The sequence below is a fragment of the Frankia sp. CcWB2 genome, assembly GCF_977927585.1.
Genome location: NZ_CDWRCM010000036.1, coordinates 3,641 through 19,052 on the forward strand (window position 1 = coordinate 3,641; position 15,412 = coordinate 19,052).

The window sequence follows — 15,412 nt, forward strand, 5'->3', positions numbered from 1 at the left end:
TTTTTTTTTTAATGATACGCCGACCACCGTGATCTACACCGTCTAATTCGTCTGCAGCGTCAGATGTGTATAAGAGACAGCCGACGACCAGGACCTCGGCGAGGTCCAGCAGGAAGCCGAGCTCCACCGCTTCGAGTAGTTCGGTGTTGTAGCGACGCCCCCGGTCGGACACGCCCACCCGCTGGTAACGCGTCTTGAGGCCGGAGATGTCGCTCAGCGCCTGCTTGAGCGTCGCCTCCGTCCGGTACACCGAGGCGTTGACGTCCATCGACTCCTGCAGCTCGCGCCGGATCGCAGCCGCGTTCTCGGTTCCGGCGCCCGCGCGCAGGCGTCCGAGCAGGTCCTCGACGAACGACGCCGGGTTCTCCGGGAGGTCGGCGTGCCGTGCGGTCGCGTTCGCGTACTCGGCGGCGGCGATGCCGGCCCGCCGGCCGAATACGTTGATGTCGAGCAGCGAGTTGGTGCCCAACCGGTTCGCGCCATGCACGGACACACACGCCACCTCGCCGGCCGCGTACAGACCGGGCATGACCGTGTCGTTGTCCGCGAGCACCTGCGCGTCCACGTTGGTCGGGATGCCGCCCATCGCGTAGTGCGCCGTCGGCTGGATCGGGATCGGGTCGTTGTACGGTTCGATGCCGAGATAGGTCCGGGCGAACTCGGTGATGTCGGGCAGCTTCGCGTCGAGCTGCTCCGGCGGCAGGTGGGTGAGGTCGAGGTAGACGTGGTCGGCGTCCGGGCCGCAGCCGCGGCCGGCACGGATCTCGGTGTAGATGGCGCGAGCCACCATGTCGCGTGGCGCAAGGTCCTTGATGGTCGGGGCGTAGCGCTCCATGAAGCGTTCGCCGTCCTTGTTGCGTAGGATTCCGCCCTCGCCGCGGGCACCCTCGGTGAGCAGAATCCCCATCTTCCAGATGCCGGTCGGATGAAACTGGAAGAACTCCATGTCCTCCAGCGGGATGCCCCGCCGGAACGCCAGACCCATTCCGTCACCGGTCAGCGTGTGCGCGTTGGAGGTGACCTTGAAGACCTTGCCGAAACCGCCGGTGGCGAACACCACCGACTTGGCCTGGAAGACGTGGATCTCTCCGGTCTTCAGCTCGTAGGCGACCACCCCGGCCGCCGCGCCCTCCTGCAGCAGCAGGTCGAGGACGTAGAACTCGTTGAAGAACTCGATGTCGTGCTTGACGCACTGCTGGTACAGCGTCTGCAGGATCATGTGCCCGGTGCGGTCCGCCGCGTAGCAGGAGCGGCGCACCGGGGCCTTGCCGTGGTCGCGGGTATGGCCGCCGAACCGGCGCTGGTCGATGCGACCCTCGGGTGTCCGGTTGAACGGCAGCCCCATTTTCTCCAGGTCGAGGACAGCGTCGATGGCCTCCTTCGCCATGATCTCCGCGGCGTCCTGGTCGACCAGGTAGTCACCGCCCTTGATCGTGTCGAAGGTGTGCCACTCCCAGTTGTCCTCCTCGACGTTGGCCAGGGCGGCACACATGCCGCCCTGCGCCGCGCCGGTGTGCGAGCGGGTGGGATAGAGCTTGGTGAGCACGGCGGTCCGGCAGCGGGTGCCCGCCTCGATGGCGGCACGCATGCCGGCTCCGCCCGCACCGACGATGACTGCGTCGTACCTGTGGACCTGCACGCCTACCTCCATCCGTCCGATGCTGGGGTCACGAGATCACCGGCGCGTTCAGATATCGGGATCGAAGGTGAAGATGACCAGGGTGCCGAGGGCGACGACCAGGAACGCCGAGGTATAGAGCAGCGTCTTCAGCCAGAACCGGGTCTGGGGCCGCCCGGCGTAGTCGTTGATGATCGTGCGCAGGCCGTTGGTGCCGTGCAGCTCCGCCAGGAGCAGCATCACCAGGTCCCAGGTGCGCCAGAACGGTGACGCCCAGCGGCCGGCGACGAACCCGAAGTTCACCCGCTGCACACCGCCGTCGAGGATGTTCATGATGAACAGGTGACCGAGCACCAGAAAGAACAACAGCAGGCCGCTGACCCGCATGAACACCCAGGCGTAGAGCTCGAAGTTGGTGCGCGCCTTGGCGCTGCCCGGCTTCCCCCGCCGGCGGGAGAGCCCGGGGGCGCGGGGCGCGACGAGTTCCGGCGCGCGCGGGCCCGCCGGGCCACCGGGGGGAGCGGTTGCCGTCATCAGGTCGTGCTCCCGAACAGCGTCTCGAAGGTGTGCAGCAGCATTCGGGAGGCGGCCGGAACCAGCAGCACGACGAAGATGACGAGCTCGACGTACAGCATCTGCTTCTGGTACCTCGGGCCGGACTCCCAGAAGTCGATCAACATGATCCGGATGCCGTTGAGGGCGTGGTACAGCACCGCCGCGACCAGGCCGACCTCGAGCAGGTTGACGACCGGGTTCTTGTAGACCTCGATCACCTCGTTGTACGACGTGGGGGAGACCCGGACGAGAGCGGTGTCGAGCACGTGGGCGAAGAGGAAGAAGAAGACCAGGACACCGGTGATCCGGTGGGCCACCCAGGACCACATACCCTCTCGACCGCGGTACAGCGTGCCCGCTGGTGCCTTCGGCAATGAAAGCTCCTCCGGATCGGCCCAGCCGATGGGCCGGAAAGGTCATGTCTGGGGGCGCTAGGGCGCCCCGACGCATCGTCGAGACGATGGTGCATCTCACCCAGATGCTAGTGCCGGGCCTGGTGGAGGGCATGTTCGGGCCGGGCGCGTCCGGGTGAACTCGGCCACAGGCGCACTGGGACGCCCCACCCCCGGGTTCCGGTGCCATTCGGTGCCGGCCCGCTCCCCGAGCCGTCCCTCGACCGGGTCGTCAGGGTACGAGGGTGGTGGTTTCGGTCGGCGCCGGTGCCGTCGTCGGAACGACGGGCGGCGTCGTGACCCCCGGAGAGGCCGATGCCGTCCGGCTCGGCGAGGGGGTGACCCGGTCGGGTGGTGTCTGGGTCGGTGGCGGGGAGGTCTGAACCCGGGTGCTCGGCTGGGGGGTCGGGGTGGGCGTCTCCGTTGTCGGCGTCGTCGTTGGGGTCGCAGACGACGACGGCCGGGGGCGGTAGGTGTAGCGCGGGGAGTCCGGGGCGACGACCTCAGACGTGGTGGATCGTGAGGTCACGGCCGGGGGGGAGGAAGCGATGGTCGCGATGGGCGGTGGCGTGGTCTGCTGCGCGGTGACATCGTTCGGCTCGGGGGTCGAGCCGCCGGAGGTCAGTCCGACAGTCAGGGCGATGGCCGCGCCCATCACGAGCATGGCCGCTCCGGCCACGACCGCGATCGTCCGCTGTCGACGCCGCTGGGGGTCGCCCGGTCCGTGACCGTGCCCGTCGCGGCGGGGAGGCTCGGCGCGGCGCCGGGCCTCGCCGAGGGGCAACAGTCCGGCGGCGTGATTGTCGTCGTCGAACAGATCCAGGTCGGAGGTCGCCGACACGGGGGTGGCCGCGCCGATGCGGGTCACGTCGTCGTCCACCGGAGACCCCGCCACGCTGTTGAGCCCGATGCTGGTCGGCGCGTCGTGGTCGGGCTCGGGCCGCGTCCGGCCAGGCGGTGCTGCGCGGTTCTGCGGCGTGGTCCGGTCCGGCGGGATCACGTGGTTCGATGGGCCGGTGCGGCCGGGTTCCCCACGACCGGTGCGCGACTCGGCAGCGCCCGCAGCCGCCACGGCGGTCCCGTCAAGGGGGTTGAGTAGGGGATCCACAGTGACGTCGCGGTCAGCGGGGACGGGCGGCGCGGCGGCGGACGCCGAGCGGTTCGTCGGGCGCGGGACAGCCCCCTGGTCTCCCACGGCCGCCGGAGCCGCCTCGCCCGCCTGGACTCCCGCGGTCCCGGCGACACCGCCGCCCGACCCCGGCCGGGAATCTGCGGCCGGTCCGGCGCCTGCTGCCGGCTCGGCCGGGTCGTCGAGGTTCTCCAGGCCGACGTCGACGGAACTCGCGTCCGTCTCCTCGCCAGTCCGAGGACGGGCGTGCATGACCGAAGCCGGTACCGGATTCGCATTGCGCGCGATCGGGATCAGCCGCCGGCGGATCTCCGTCACGTCGGGCCGCTCCTCGGCCGGCCGGTCCATCAGGTCACTGAGCAGGTTGCGCAACGGGCCGGCTAGCCGGAAGGCCCGCCGGCGGCCCTCGACCACGGCGGTCAGTACGGCGTAGGTCTCCGGGCCCTCGAACGGCGGCTGGCCCTCGACAGCCGAGTACAGCGTCGCGCCGAGCCCCCACAGGTCGCTCGCGGGAGTGCCGGAGGAGCCCCGGACCCGCTCGGGAGCGATGTAGGCCGGGGAGCCGACCAGGGCCCCAGCGCCGGTCAGGGTCACGTCGCCCTCGGTCGCGGCGATGCCGAAGTCGGTGAGCCGCACCCGGCCGTCCCGCCCGAGCAGGACGTTCCCGGGCTTGACGTCGCGGTGGAGCACGCCCGCCGAATGGGCCGCGGCGAGCGCGTCGGTCAGCGCCAGCCCGATCGCGGCGACCTGGTCGAAGGGCAGCGGGCCCTGGTTGCGGATCACATCGCCGAGGCTGTCCGCGTCGACGAGTTCCATGATGATCCAGTGCCGCTGATGTTCCTCGACCACGTCGTACACCGAGACGATGGCGGGACTGTGCAGCCTGGCCAGGGCACGGGCCTCGCGAAGAACCCGGGCCCGGATCGCGTCGCGCTCGTTCTGCGCGCCGGCCATCGGCACGAGGATCTCTTTGATGGCGACCGGGCGCTGGAGTAGTTCGTCCTCACCGCGCCAGACGACACCGGCTCCACCACGCCCGATGGGCGTGTCGAGCCGGTATCGCTGCGCTACGTAGCGAGGTGTGCCGTGCCGGGAGGTGTCCGGGGGCACACTTGCCGATTTAGCCATCGTGTCAAGTCTGACGGATGGACTGATGCGCGCGCCGGACGGCCCGCATCTTTCCGAACACTACGGGCACCGCAAATCCGTCGATGGCCGACATCACGGACCGGGCCGGAAGGTGGCGAACAGCTGGCGCATCAACGGTTGATCTTGCAGCCACAGATCCTCCCTGGTATGCCAGTACAGGGCATACCCGTGGCCGTTGCGAATCGCACCCCGGTTGAGCACATGCACCATGACCCCGTCCGACCCGCGGTACCCGAACTCCCAGTCGGCCTGGTTGGTGCCATCCCCACCATCGCTGGGAGCCAGCCGTATCTGCCGATAATCCCGCACGCTCTGCCGGAAGCCGGCCTCGTTGCGTCGCCAGTCGCCGATGGCAGAGGTGTTTGCTTGCCTGACGCTACCGACACGTAGGAAGGACCGGGCAGCCGGGTCCACGAAGTCGACGTTTCCGGGTCCGCCGGGCCCCTCGCGGCGCTGCCAGTCCGAGGGGTACGCCACGGACCAGCCGGCGGTGGGATCGACGTAGGACACCCAGCCAGGCGGGCCCGTGACCGGGGTGGTTTCCCGAGCGACGGGCTCCCCGGCCGCCGCCGGGCCCGCCGGGGCCGACCCGCCGGCTCCGGTCGGCGACGAGATGCCGCCGGTCTGGTTGGTCGAGGTGCCGCGGCTCTTGTCGTCCGGGCCACCTGTCACCACGATCACGATGCCGATGATCGCGGCGGCGACCAGTGCCACGAGCGTCGCCACGGCGATGGTCACGCGACGCCGATCCCCGGCGTCGGGGTCGCGTGGCGGACCTCCCGCCGGCTCGATTCCCGCCGGCCTGTCGGGCGCCGGCCGCAGCCGGGCGGTCGACGGCGGGGAGGCCGGTGAGGCGGTGGCGAAGAGATTAGCCAGTTCGACGTCGCCGCCGGTGAAACCGTTGCCGTGCCCTCGGCCGATGAGCCGGGCCCGGGCCGGGATTCCGCCCAGGGCACGCATCCGGTCGATCGAGTGGATGCGCTCCAACGGCCCGGTGGGACGGGACCGAGGTGTCCGCGACGGCGTGGCCTCCTGACGCGTCTCGGTGTCCTGGCGGGCTCCGGTGTTCTGCTGAGCTGCGGCGTGCTGGCGGACCGCATCTCGTTCGACTATCTCGCGCAGTCGCCTGCGTACGACGGTGAGCGGTGGTCGGCTCGCCTCGTGCGGGGCCATCAGGTCGTCGATCACCGGTATAAGTGGTCCGGCCAGCCGGAAGGGCTGGCGTCGTCCCTGAACCAGGGCGGTGAGCACCGAAATCGGGTCACCGCCGGAGAAGGGCGGGTAGCCTTCGACGGTGGTGAACAGCGTGGCGCCCAGTCCCCACCGGTCACCCGCGGCGCTGCCGGCATCGCCACGGGCGCGTTCCGGCGGCAGGTAGGCGGGGGAGCCCATCACCATCCCAGTGCTGGTGAGCCGGGGATCCCCCTGGCTGACCGCGATGCCGAAGTCGGTCAGCCGGGCCCGGCCGTCCGCGGTCACCAGCACGTTGCTCGGCTTGACGTCGCGGTGCACCACGCCGAGCCGGTGCGCGGCCTCCAGGGCGTAGGCGAGGCTGATACCGATCCGGCACGTCTCCTCGACCGGCAGCGGTCCGCGATCGTTGATGATCGTGGCGAGGGACTGGCCGTCAACGTATTCCATGATGATCCAGGGCAGCTCGCCGTCGTCGATGACGTCGAGGACGGCGACGGCACCGGGATGATGCAGCCGACCGGCGGCGCGCGCCTCGCGTAGGACCCGCTCGCGGGTCAGGTCGCGTTCGTCCGCGTTCTCCCCGAGCGGCAGCCGTACTTCCTTGATTGCAACCACGCGCTGGAGCAGCTCGTCGGTGGCCCGGTGCACGACGCCGAATCCGCCGCGTCCGATGACCCCGTCGAGCCGGTACCGTCCCCCGACGAGGGCCACCGCTCTGGCCGAACCCGGATTGTCCGGGGACTCGCCTGCCATCCCGTCGTCCCTTCCGATCGCCGGTGGGGCTCGCATCCATGGGATCACATCGTGGCCGGACCGGGTGTCGGGCATGCTGGCGACAGCGACCGAACGGACCACGGACCTGGGGTGCAGTGTGAACGATAAAGACTGGGAGCGGTTGCGGAACGCCGCTGTCCGTGTCGCACAGAGCGCCTACGCGCCCTACTCGGGTCTGCGGGTGGGTGCTGCTGCACTGGTCGTGGATCTGCCGGACGCCGCCGGGCGTACCACCGGTGACGACCCGTGGATCGTCGTCGGCTGCAATGTCGAGAACGCGTCCTACGGCCTCGGGCTGTGCGCCGAATGCGGTCTCGTCTCGGCGCTGCACGCCAGAGGCGGTGGTCGGCTGCTGGCGTTCGCCTGCGTCGACTCCGACGGTGCGCCGTTGGCGCCCTGCGGACGGTGCCGCCAGCTGCTCTACGAGCACGGCGGGCCGGATCTGCTCGTCGCCACGGGCGACGGCGTGCGCACCATCGCGGACCTGCTCCCCGCAGCGTTCGGACCGCACGATCTACCGGGTGTCGCGTGAGCGGGAGCTTCGACGTCGTCGATCTGATCCGGGCCAAGCGGGACGGTCGACCCGTCGATCTCCGGGCCGTCGACTGGCTCATTGACGCCTACACCCGGGGTCTGGTCGCCGACGAGCAGATGTCGGCGTACCTGATGGCGGTGGTGTGGCGCGGGATGGCTCCCGCCGAGCTGGACCGCTGGACCGCTGCAATGATCGACAGTGGGGAGCGCCTGGACCTGACCGGCGTGGGACGTCCCACCGTCGACAAACACTCCACCGGAGGGGTCGGCGACAAGGTCTCGCTCGTGCTGGTGCCGCTGGTCGCCGCCTGTGGGGCCGCGGTCCCACAGCTCGCCGGGCGGGGGCTCGGTCACACCGGTGGAACGCTGGACAAGATGGAGGCGATCCCCGGCTGGCGGGCGGATCTGTCGGCCGCCCGGATGCGTGAGCTCCTCGCCGAGGTGGGTGCGGTGATCTGTGCCGCGGGTGCCGGCCTCGCTCCGGCCGACCGCCGGCTCTACGCGCTGCGGGACGTCACCGGAACCGTCGAGTCGATCCCGCTCATCGCATCGTCGATCATGAGTAAGAAGATCGCCGAGGGCACGTCGGCGCTGGTCCTGGACGTCAAGGTCGGCTCTGGGGCCTTCATGACGTTGGTGGGCGAGGCCCGTGAGCTCGCCCGGGCGATGGTCCGGATCGGCGTTGCCGCCGGGGTCCGCACCGAGGCCCTGCTGACCGGGATGGACCACCCCCTCGGCCGGACCGCCGGGCACGCGCTGGAGGTGGCCGAGGCCGTGGAGACCCTCCGTGGTGGTGGGCCGGCGGATCTGGTGGAGGTCACCGTCGCGCTGGCCAGAGCGATGATCGACCTCGTCGCCGCCGAGCTCGGCCACCGGTCCGGCGCTCTCCATGATCCCGCGCAGGTGCTGGCTGCCGGGGACGCTTTTGCGGTGTGGCGGGCGATGGTCGCGGCCCAGGGCGGCGATCCGGACGCGCCGCTTCCGGCGGCGAGCCATGTCGAGACCGTCCCCGCGCCGGCGACCGGCTATCTCCACCGCCTGGACGCCCGAGCGGTCGGCGTGGCGGCTTGGCGGCTTGGCGCGGGCCGGGCCCGCAAGGAGGACGCGGTCTCCGCGACGGCGGGCGTGCGGTGGCGGGTGGGAATCGGTGACCCGGTCACGGCCGGCGAGCCGCTGCTGGAACTGCACACCGACGACCCGGCCAGCGTCGAGCGGGCCCGGGAGGCCCTGACGGGAGCGGTGGAGGTCGCCGCGACGCCGCCCCCGAGCACACCGCTCGTCCTCGATCACCTCAGCTGAACCGATCACCTCAGCTGAACCGGTCCCGGCAGTCCGGGTCGTCATCGTGCCGTCGCTGTTCTGTCGTACCCGTGGTCTACCGTCGAGACGATGACGGAGGACATGATGACGAACGACGCACGGCCCCCGACGATCACGGTTGAGGACATCCGCCGGGTGCCGAAGGTACTGCTTCATGACCATCTTGACGGCGGGCTCCGGCCGGCCACGGTGGTCGAGCTCGCCGACGAGACCGGTTACCGCGATCTGCCGACCACGGACGTCCACACCCTGAGCACGTGGTTTCGTGGCGGCGCGCATAGCGGCTCGCTCGTCCGCTACCTGGAGACGTTCCGGCACACGGTGGGGGTGATGCAGACCCAGGAGGCCATCATGCGGGTGGCGCGGGAGTGCGCGGAGGATCTTGCGGCCGACGGCGTCGTCTACGCCGAGGTGCGGTTCGCCCCCGAGCTGCACGTCGAGCGCGGGCTGTCCCTGGACGCGGTGGTCGAGGCCGTGCTTGACGGGTTCCGGGCCGGTTCGGCCGGCACACCGCTGCACCCTCGCGCCCTGCTCACCGCGATGCGCCATCAGGCCCGCTCACTGGAGATCGCGGAGCTCGTGGTCCGGTGGCGCGATGCCGGCGTGGTCGGGTTCGACATCGCGGGCGCCGAGGCGGGCAATCCGCCCACCCGTCACCTGGACGCCTTCCAGTACATCCAGCGGGCGAACGGCCACTTCACGATCCATGCAGGCGAGGCGTTCGGCCTGCCGTCGATCTGGGAGGCCGTGCAGTGGTGCAACGCCGATCGGCTGGGGCACGGAGTGCGCATCGTCGATGACATCACGGTCGATCCGGACGGTAAGGCGATCCTCGGTGATCTCGCGAACTACGTGCGCGACGTCCGGGTGCCGCTGGAGATGTGTCCCTCGTCGAACGTGCACACCGGAGCCGCGCCGAGCATCGAACGGCACCCCATCGGGCTGCTTCGCCGGCTGCAGTTCCGGGTCACGGTCAACACGGACAACAGGCTGATGAGCGGCGTGTCGCTGTCGAGTGAGTTCGCGACCCTCGTGGACGTCAACGGCTACGGCTGGTCCGACATCCGCTGGCTCACCCTCAACGCGATGAAGTCCGCCTTCCTGCCCTTCGACCGGCGGCTCGATTTCATCAACAACGTCATCAAGCCGGGCTATGCGGAGCTTGTCTCCGCGGAGTCAGCCTGATGAGCGGTGGGCCGGTGAGGCCCGCCTCGGATGCCGTGGTGGGAGCCGATGGTTGCCCGCGATGCCCGTGGGGTCTGTCCGCGCCGGAGTACGTCGCCTACCACGATGACGAGTGGGGGCGTCCGGTCAGGGACACGGTCGGTCTGTTCGAGCGGCTGACTCTGGAGGCGTTCCAGTCCGGCCTGTCGTGGTTGACGATCCTGCGCAAGCGGCCGGCGTTCCGGGCGGCGTTCGCCGGATTCGACCCGGCCGCCGTGGCCGCGTTCGGTTCCGCGGATGTCGACCGGCTGCTCGCCGACGCCGGCATCGTCCGAAACCGCCGCAAGATCGAGGCGACGATCGCCAATGCCCGCGCCGTCCTTACGCTGGACCGTCCCCTCGAGGATCTGATCTGGTCGTTCCAGCCGGAGCCGATGGGGCGGGTGGCGCCGGCCACCCTCGCCGACGTGCCGGCGAAGACCCCCGAGTCGGTGGCGCTCGCCAAGGGGCTGCGCGCGGCCGGGTTCGTCTTCGTCGGTCCGACCACCGCCTATGCCCTGATGCAGGCCTGCGGGCTCGTTGATGATCATCTGTCTGGCTGCTGGGTGGCGGGGCGCGTGGGCTAGCCGTCAGATCTCGGCTGTGGCCGTCGGCGGCGGATCATCCGGGGAAGCCGGTCACCTGGGAAAGCCGGCGAGCACATCCGCGGAGGCGGACAGTCCGAGCCGGGTCGCGCCAGCCTCGATCATCTCGATCGCCTTCTCGGCGGTGCGGATGCCGCCCGAGGCTTTGATACCGAGCCGGCCACCCACGGCCGCCGCCATCGCCCGCACTGCGCGCACGCTGGCCCCGCCTGCCGGGTGGAAACCGGTGGAGGTCTTGACGAACTCGGCGCCGCCGGCCTCCGCTGCCCGGCAGGCGGCGACGATGCTCTCGTCCGGCAGCAGGGCCGTCTCCAGGATGACCTTGAGCACGACGTCCGGCGGCACCGACAGCCGGACCTCGGTGATTTCGGTCTCGATCGCTCGCCAGTTCTCGTCCATCGCGTTGGCGATGTCGATGACCATGTCGATCTCCGTGGCGCCGTCCGCGACCGCCCGCCGCGCCTCCTCGGCCTTGATGACGGTCAGGTGCGTGCCGTGCGGAAAGCCGATGACGGAGGCGACGCCGAAGGCCGGCCCGACCTCACCGCCGTCCCGTCGGGTACTCGCGGCGGCCAGGTAGACATGGGTCGGCGCCACACAGACGGCACCGACACCCAGCTTGGCAGCTTCCCCGCACAGCGCGAGTATCTCCTCGCCGGTGGCGGACGGCTGTAGCAGTGTGTGGTCGACTATCCGGGCTACCTCGGCGCGCCGCAGCGTGGGGCGAGCGCCGGCGGCCGGTCGGGAGGGGCACTTCTCGGGTTCCTCGCCGGGACGGTCCGATCCGGCCGGAGCCGTTGTCATACGTTGCATCATTGCCGATCGCCCGGCTTCGCGTACGAGGAGTCCTTCCGTGCAGCTGCACATCGTCGACCATCCCCTCGCGGCCTCGTCGCTGACCGTCCTGCGGGACGAGCGCACGCCCCGGTCCCGGTTCCGGCCCGTCCTGTACGACCTGGCGATGATGCTCGTGTACGAGGCGACCCGTACGCTGCCGACGATGCCGGTCACCGTCACGACTCCGCTGGCCACGACCTCCGGGGTGCGGTTGGCCGCGGAACCGGTCGTCGTCCCGGTGCTGCGGGCCGGGCTCGGCATGCTGCCGGCGGCGCTCAACCTGCTTCCCGACGCCCACACCGCGTTCATCGGGCTCTCCCGCGACGAGACGACCTTCGAACCCACGGCCTACCTGGAGGCGATGCCCACCGATCTGGCCGGCCGCCCGGTGCTGCTGCTCGACCCGATGCTCGCCACCGGCGGTTCGGCCCTGCACTGCCTGCGGCTGCTCGCCGACCGCGGGGCGCGGGGCGTCACCGTGGTCTCCGTGGTGGCAGCACCGGAGGGCCTTGCGGCGCTGGAATCCGGTGGCCCTGCGGTCGGCACGGCCGACCTGACCGTTGTGACCGCCGTGGTCGACGAGAGATTGAACGAGACGGCCTATATTGTGCCCGGGCTCGGCGACGCGGGTGATCGGATCTTCGGCGAGATGTGATCTCCGTCGCGTCCGTCGAGCAGATTGCCCGCGGCCGTGTGCAGGTGGAGCAGGCGTGCCGCGGCCTGGTCCCGAGCCGCGGGCACCGCGTCGACGGCATGCCCCGGCACCGGCTCCACGGTCTCGAGGTACACCTTTAGTTTGGGTTCGGTCCCGCTCGGGCGGAAGATCACCCGATCCTCGTCGAGGAACAGCATGAGCACGTCGGCGGGTGGCAGGACCGGATGCGCCGCGTCGGCACGGTCCATGGGGCCGGCACGGTCCACGGGGCGTGCGGGTCGAGGGGGGATCCCTCCCGCCGGTGCGTTCCCGTCCCGCCCGCCGGCCAGCAGGTCACGGACTCCGGTGACGGGACGCCCGGCGAGGCTGGTCGGCGGCTGGACCCGCAGGCGGTGCATCATCTCGTCGATCTGGGTGACGTCGTCGAAGCGCGCCGAGTGTTGCCCCGCGAGATGGACACCGAGTCGTGCGGACAACTCGTCGAGCAGGCCTGGCAGGGTCCGACCTCGTCGCTTCGCCCGCGCGGCGATCAGAGCGATGGCGAGGGCGGCGGTGATGCCGTCCTTGTCGCGGACCAGATCCGGGGCGACGGCGTATCCGAGTGCCTCCTCGTAGCCGAAGACCAGCCGCGCGTCCGCACGCATGATCCACTTGAAGCCGGTCAGCGTCTCGGCGTAAGGAACCCCGACCTCGGCGGCCAGCGCACGCAGACCGGAGGAGCTGACGATGGTGGTCGTTACCGGACCGGGGCGGGAGCGCAGGACATGATCGGCGAGAAGCAGACCGACCTCGTCACCGCTGAGTACCCGCCCTCCGACGGCGACGGCGCACCGGTCGGCGTCGGGATCGTTGGCGAGTACCAGATCGGCGTCGATGCGCTCGCCGAGCGCCAGAACCCGGTCCATCGCCCCCGCCTCCTCGGGGTTCGGCCACTGGACTGTCGGAAACTCCGGATCGGGTTCGGCCTGCTCGTGGACGACATCGGGTGCGGCGAGACCCGCGGCGGTGAACACGGCGCTGAGAACGGCTGCGCCGACACCGTGCAACGGGGTGTACGCAACGGTCAGGGCCGTCGCGTCCGTGGTCACGTCCGTGGTCACGTCTGTGCGTAGGTCGGTGGCTGTGGCTGCCCGGCCGGCGGTGGCCGCCGCGTGTATGTAGTCGTCGACGACATCCGCATCGAGCCTCCGCCAGGTCTCGGCGAGTGGGATCGCCCGGGCGGGGCCGGCAGCCGCGATCATTCCTTCGATCTCACTGTCCGCCGGAGCCACGAGCTGCGCCCCCCGCGCGGCGCCCGAGGAAGCATCACCCAGGTAGACCTTATAGCCGTTGTCGGTGGCTGGATTGTGGCTGGCCGTGACCATCACGCCGGCGTCCGCGCCCAGCCTGCGCACGGCGAAGGCCAGCACCGGAGTGGGCACCGGCCCGGGGAGTACCAGCGCCAGCAGTCCGGCACCGGCGAACACCCGGGCGCTGTCGAGGGCGAACGCCTCGCTGCGATGCCGGGCGTCGTAGCCGACGACGACGGTCGCCGTCGAGGAACTCGGTGCCGCCTGTGCTGGTGGTGTCGCCCTGCTCGTGAGCCAGGTGGCGAGTCCGGCGGCGGCGCGGCGCACCACGGCGGTGTTCATGCCGGCTGGACCGGCGCGCAGTGGCCCGCGCAACCCGGCTGTGCCGAACCGCAGCGGTCCGTGGAAACGTGTGGCCAGCTCCGCGAGCAGCGTGGCATCGTGACCCGCGCCGTCGCGCAGCCGGGCCAGTTCGGCCTGGTCGGCGGGATCCGGATCATCGGCCAGCCAGGCCTCGACCTGCTCGGCGAGTGGGCTGGGCAGGGACGTCGGGCTGGGCAGGGACGTCGGGCCTGGTCGGGACGAGGACGGCATCGCGATTCCGCCGTGGTCCTACAGCCGGGTGACGATGTCGGCGAGCAGGATACCCATGCGTTCCGCGGCGGCAGCTCCCGTGGCCAGCACCTCGAGATGATCTAGCGGCTCGCCGCTCATCCCCGCTGCGAGGTTGGTGACCAGGGACAGGGCCAGCACCTCCGCTCCGGCGGCCCGCGCCGCGATCGTCTCGTGCACGGTCGACATGCCGACCAGGTCGGCTCCCAGGAGCCGCAGCATGCGGATCTCTGCGGGTGTCTCGAAGTGTGGACCGGGCAGTCCCGCATACACTCCTTCGGCCAGGATGGGATCGACCTCGCGGGCAAGCGCCCGTAGCCGGGGGGAATAGGCGTCGGTCAGGTCGGTGAACGCCGGACCGACCAGGGGTGAGCGGCCGGTCAGGTTCAGGTGGTCGGCGACCAGGACGGGCTGGCCGACGTACATGTCCGCGCGCAGACCGCCGGCGGCGTTCGTCAGTATGACGGTCGACGCGCCGGCCGCACAGGCCAGGCGGACCGCGTGGACCACCCGGGACAGGTCATGGCCCTCGTAGGGATGTACGCGGCCCAGATAGATCAACAGGCGGCGGTCGCCGAGCTGGACGGAGCGTGTGGTCGGCTTGTGCCCGGGAACGTCGGTGTTGGATGGGAAGCCGCCGAGTTGGGTAAACGTGACCTCGGTGACGTCGGTCGCCTGCCGGGACAGTACATCGGCGGCCGGGGGCCAGCCCGATCCCAGCACAATCGCGATGTCGTGCCGGTCGGCTCCGGTCAGCTCGGCCAGGGTGGCGGCCGAGGCCGCCGCGTTCGGTTCGTCCGCCTGTGCCCTCACCCGGCGACTGTACGGGGTGCGTGGAGGACACTGACGCCCGTGCCCCTGATACCGTCCCATCGTCGTCTCCCGGCAGTGCCCTTGGAGTCCGGCGAGTTCATCGAGGTCGTGCTGCGCGGTCGGCTCACCGACCCGAGCGGGCCCGGACGGTTCACGGCGAAGGTCGAATCCTTCGTCGGACACCGGTTCGGGGCCTCGCGCTGGATCATGCTGACCGATCGGCGGCTGCTGGTCCTCGCCCCCTTCCCGCGGGAGGGCGACTGGTTCGACGTCGTCTTCGACCGTCGTGAGGTGACGGCGTCCCGAGGCGTCAAGCACGGAGATGTGATCACCGTCGAGCTCACCACTCCCCGCGGCCGTCAGGTCCTGCGCATCTCGGCCCGGCTACGCGGGGAGGCGGGCCGTTTCATCCGCGCGCTGCGCTAACGGCGAACGATCTCGCCGTGCGGCCTGTCCGGCCTGTCCGGCCCATGCGGTCGCCGGGAGCGGCGGTCTCGCGGTTACCGGCCGATAGGGTCAGGACTGGATCCCGCGCGGGCGCAGTGACATCGCCACACATCTGGCGAGAAAAGTACCCGGCGGGCCGGACCAGACTGCGATGGGAACAACGGATCGATGACTACGACCCAGTCGACCACCGGCGAGCTACCGATCCCGGTGGCGGGGGCCGCCACCTCGGGCGGGCGGCAGCGCACGGCCATGCGCACACATCTGTGCGGTGATCTGCAATCGG

The 15,412-nt window shown here is 70.6% G+C and carries 14 protein-coding genes; 6 read left to right on the forward strand and 8 right to left on the reverse strand.

The genetic code is table 11. The features are described from left to right. The 5 genes from sdhA to ACY45C_RS06045 form a co-directional block, all read right to left on the reverse strand. Window positions 1-1,639, reverse strand: a 1,639-nt coding sequence (gene sdhA / locus ACY45C_RS06025; RefSeq protein WP_462186659.1) for a succinate dehydrogenase flavoprotein subunit, incomplete at its 3' end; no start/stop codon positions are given. A 48-nt stretch (window positions 1,640-1,687) separates the two neighbouring features. Beyond that, window positions 1,688-2,152 (reverse strand): succinate dehydrogenase hydrophobic membrane anchor subunit, encoded by a 465-nt coding sequence (locus ACY45C_RS06030; RefSeq protein ID WP_462186660.1) that lies wholly within the window; start codon window positions 2,150-2,152, stop codon window positions 1,688-1,690. Further along, window positions 2,152-2,547, reverse strand: coding sequence for a succinate dehydrogenase, cytochrome b556 subunit (sdhC, locus tag ACY45C_RS06035; protein ID WP_462186661.1), 396 nt, complete (start codon window positions 2,545-2,547; stop codon window positions 2,152-2,154). The genes ACY45C_RS06030 and sdhC overlap by 1 nt, the downstream gene beginning before the upstream one ends. Before the next feature lie 250 nt (window positions 2,548-2,797). Continuing rightward, window positions 2,798-4,822, reverse strand: a complete 2,025-nt coding sequence (locus ACY45C_RS06040) for a serine/threonine-protein kinase (RefSeq protein WP_462186662.1) — start codon at window positions 4,820-4,822, stop codon at window positions 2,798-2,800. A gap of 93 nt (window positions 4,823-4,915) precedes the next feature. Then, on the reverse strand, window positions 4,916-6,790 hold the full coding sequence (locus ACY45C_RS06045; protein WP_462186663.1) for a serine/threonine-protein kinase: 1,875 nt from the start codon (window positions 6,788-6,790) through the stop codon (window positions 4,916-4,918). A gap of 118 nt (window positions 6,791-6,908) precedes the next feature. Here ACY45C_RS06045 and ACY45C_RS06050 point away from each other — a divergent pair, with 118 nt between their 5' ends. The 4 genes from ACY45C_RS06050 (at window position 6,909) to ACY45C_RS06065 (ending at window position 10,455) form a co-directional block, all read left to right on the forward strand. Further along, the gene (locus ACY45C_RS06050) at window positions 6,909-7,343 is read left to right on the forward strand and encodes a cytidine deaminase (protein WP_462186664.1); all 435 of its coding nucleotides are present in this window, start codon (window positions 6,909-6,911) and stop codon (window positions 7,341-7,343) included. Continuing rightward, on the forward strand, window positions 7,340-8,644 hold the full coding sequence (locus ACY45C_RS06055; RefSeq protein ID WP_462186665.1) for a thymidine phosphorylase: 1,305 nt from the start codon (window positions 7,340-7,342) through the stop codon (window positions 8,642-8,644). Before ACY45C_RS06050 ends, ACY45C_RS06055 begins: the two co-directional genes overlap by 4 nt. A 105-nt stretch (window positions 8,645-8,749) precedes the next feature. Then, window positions 8,750-9,850, forward strand: coding sequence for an adenosine deaminase (locus ACY45C_RS06060; protein ID WP_462186677.1), 1,101 nt, complete (start codon window positions 8,750-8,752; stop codon window positions 9,848-9,850). Then, window positions 9,850-10,455: a DNA-3-methyladenine glycosylase I gene (locus ACY45C_RS06065; protein WP_462186666.1), complete on the forward strand. Its 606-nt coding sequence runs from the start codon at window positions 9,850-9,852 to the stop codon at window positions 10,453-10,455. The genes ACY45C_RS06060 and ACY45C_RS06065 overlap by 1 nt, the downstream gene beginning before the upstream one ends. A gap of 51 nt (window positions 10,456-10,506) precedes the next feature. Here ACY45C_RS06065 and deoC read toward each other — a convergent pair whose 3' ends face one another. After that, on the reverse strand, window positions 10,507-11,286 hold the full coding sequence (deoC, locus tag ACY45C_RS06070) for a deoxyribose-phosphate aldolase (protein WP_462186678.1): 780 nt from the start codon (window positions 11,284-11,286) through the stop codon (window positions 10,507-10,509). A 40-nt stretch (window positions 11,287-11,326) separates the two neighbouring features. Here deoC and upp point away from each other — a divergent pair, with 40 nt between their 5' ends. Beyond that, on the forward strand, window positions 11,327-11,965 hold the full coding sequence (gene upp, locus ACY45C_RS06075) for a uracil phosphoribosyltransferase (RefSeq protein ID WP_462186667.1): 639 nt from the start codon (window positions 11,327-11,329) through the stop codon (window positions 11,963-11,965). On the opposite strand, the gene ACY45C_RS06080 is transcribed toward upp, so the two are convergent. Continuing rightward, entirely contained in the window at window positions 11,911-13,848 is a 1,938-nt protein-coding gene (locus ACY45C_RS06080; RefSeq protein ID WP_462186668.1) for a phospho-sugar mutase, read from the reverse strand. The genes upp and ACY45C_RS06080 overlap by 55 nt on opposite strands. Before the next feature lie 18 nt (window positions 13,849-13,866). After that, complete coding sequence (locus ACY45C_RS06085) at window positions 13,867-14,679, reverse strand: purine-nucleoside phosphorylase (RefSeq protein WP_462186669.1); 813 nt, start codon at window positions 14,677-14,679, stop codon at window positions 13,867-13,869. A 39-nt stretch (window positions 14,680-14,718) separates the two neighbouring features. Between ACY45C_RS06085 and ACY45C_RS06090 the strand changes: the two genes are divergently transcribed. Further along, complete coding sequence (locus ACY45C_RS06090) at window positions 14,719-15,105, forward strand: hypothetical protein (RefSeq protein ID WP_462186670.1); 387 nt, start codon at window positions 14,719-14,721, stop codon at window positions 15,103-15,105. Window positions 15,106-15,412: the final 307 nt, after the last annotated feature.

Excerpts from the sequence above, each read along its gene's own strand:
- ACY45C_RS06065 (WP_462186666.1), top strand. The coding sequence starts at position 9,850 with ATGAGCGGTGGGCCGGTGAGGCCCGCCTCGGATGCCGTGGTGGGAGCC.
- deoC (WP_462186678.1), bottom strand. The coding sequence starts at position 11,286 with ATGCAACGTATGACAACGGCTCCGGCCGGATCGGACCGTCCCGGCGAG.
- ACY45C_RS06060 (WP_462186677.1), top strand. The coding sequence starts at position 8,750 with ATGACGAACGACGCACGGCCCCCGACGATCACGGTTGAGGACATCCGC.
- ACY45C_RS06040 (WP_462186662.1), bottom strand. The coding sequence starts at position 4,822 with ATGGCTAAATCGGCAAGTGTGCCCCCGGACACCTCCCGGCACGGCACA.
- ACY45C_RS06030 (WP_462186660.1), bottom strand. The coding sequence starts at position 2,152 with ATGACGGCAACCGCTCCCCCCGGTGGCCCGGCGGGCCCGCGCGCGCCG.
- ACY45C_RS06045 (WP_462186663.1), bottom strand. The coding sequence starts at position 6,790 with ATGGCAGGCGAGTCCCCGGACAATCCGGGTTCGGCCAGAGCGGTGGCC.
- ACY45C_RS06080 (WP_462186668.1), bottom strand. The coding sequence starts at position 13,848 with ATGCCGTCCTCGTCCCGACCAGGCCCGACGTCCCTGCCCAGCCCGACG.